2 protein-coding genes are annotated in these 1,604 nt (G+C 73.8%); one reads left to right on the top strand and one right to left on the bottom strand.

Going from position 1 to position 1,604, the window contains the following annotated elements; translation table 11 throughout:
• Positions 1–83: 83 nt before the first annotated feature.
• Positions 84–848, bottom strand: coding sequence for an IclR family transcriptional regulator (locus GTW67_RS20230; protein WP_161166224.1), 765 nt, complete (start codon positions 846–848; stop codon positions 84–86).
• Between the two features lie 432 nt (positions 849–1,280).
• Between GTW67_RS20230 and GTW67_RS20235 the strand changes: the two genes are divergently transcribed.
• Positions 1,281–1,604 (top strand): homocysteine S-methyltransferase family protein (locus tag GTW67_RS20235; RefSeq protein WP_161166225.1); only part of this gene is annotated, 324 nt, incomplete at its 3' end.

A 1,604-nucleotide genomic window follows, 5' to 3' on the forward strand; every position in this document is an offset into this window, starting at 1 on the left:
GGGGCGGGTCCCGGCAGCGTCCGGGTACGCCGAAGGGCCGGAACGCCCCCCGGCGCCCCGGCCCCCGGTCGTGCGTCAGCGCCTCAGAACCGCCCGGCGCCCAGGTCCCGCGACACCGCGCGGGCGCAGTCCCGTACCGCCGCGATCAGCTCCGGCCGCAGCTCGCCGTCCCGGCACAGCCGCTCCACGGCGCCCGTGATGCCGACCGCGCCCACCGGCATGCGGCGCCGGTCGTGGATGGGGGCGGCGATGGACGCGACGCCCTCCCAGGTCTCCTCCACGTCGGCCGCGTAGCCACGCGCGCGCGTGATGTCGAGGATGTGCTCGAACCCGTCCGGCTCGCAGACGGTCCGGTCGGTGAACGCCTTGCGGTCGGCCTCCAGCGCCTCGCTGTGCGCCACCGGGTCGTACGCCGACAGCACCTTGCCGAGCGCCGTGGAGTGCAGCGGCTGCATCGCCCCGATCTCCAGGACCTGCCGGCTGTCGTCGGGCCGGAAGACGTGGTGGACGACCAGGACGCCCTGCTGGTGCAGGACGCCGAGGTGGACGCTCTCCCCGCTGGACCGGGCGAGGTCGTCCGTCCACACCAGGGCGCGCGCCCGCAGCTCGTGCACGTCGAGGTACGTGGTGCCCAGGCGCAGCAGCTCGGCGCCCAGCTGGTAGCGCCCCGAGGCCTCGTCCTGCTCGACGAAGCCCTCCTGCTGGAGGGTGCGCAGGATGCCGTGGGCGGTGCCCTTGGCCAGTCCCAGCGACGAGGCGATGTCCGACAGGCCGAGCCGCCGCTCGCCGCCCGCGAGCAGGCGCAGCATCGCGGCCGCCCGCTCGAGCGACTGGATGTTCCGTGCCATCGACGTACTGCCTCCGTCCCCTTCGACTGCCGACCTCGGCGTCGCTGACGTCGTTCGGCAATGCCGAACACTACCGGTCCATGCCGACCTCCCGCTAATGGTCGGCGGGCAACTGTTGCACTCGGACCGCGTTCCGGAGGGCTCCCGGACGCCTGCCGCCGGCCGCCACCCGGCCGCCACCCGGCCGCCACCCGGCCGTCTCCCGGCCGCTTCCCGGCGGCGGACGGGCGAACGGGTTCGTCCCTTCGGGTGCCGGCGTCACCCCTGGGGGAGGGCATCCGGCCCTCCATCCTCGTCCGTCACGTGGACGCCCAGGCCACCGGTCCCGGCTCCCGGCTACCCTGGCGGCGTGCGTTCTCTCCCGGGACGTCTCGGACAGGCGGCACCGGGAAGCGCAAAGCCGACAGCCGTCGCATCCTAGGGAGCCCCTTCATGGCCTCGTCGCCGTCCACCCCGTCCGCCGACACCCGGACCCGTGTGTCCGCCCTCCGCGAGGCACTCGCCACCCGTGTGGTGGTAGCCGACGGGGCGATGGGCACCATGCTCCAGGCGCAGAACCCGACGCTCGACGACTTCCAGCAGCTGGAAGGGTGCAACGAGGTCCTGAACCTGACGCGGCCCGACATCGTCCGCTCGGTGCACGAGGAGTACTTCGCCGCCGGCGTCGACTGCGTGGAGACCAACACCTTCGGCGCCAACCACTCCGCCCTCGGCGAGTACGACATCCCCGAGCGCGTCCACGAGCTGTCCGAGGCC

The organism is Streptomyces sp. SID5910, assembly GCF_009862125.1.
Taxonomy (GTDB): Bacteria; Actinomycetota; Actinomycetes; order Streptomycetales; family Streptomycetaceae; genus Streptomyces.

What these genes read in the sequence shown, in the direction of transcription:
- GTW67_RS20230 (WP_161166224.1), bottom strand. Translation starts at nt 848, where the DNA reads ATGGCACGGAACATCCAGTCGCTCGAGCGGGCGGCCGCGATGCTGCGC.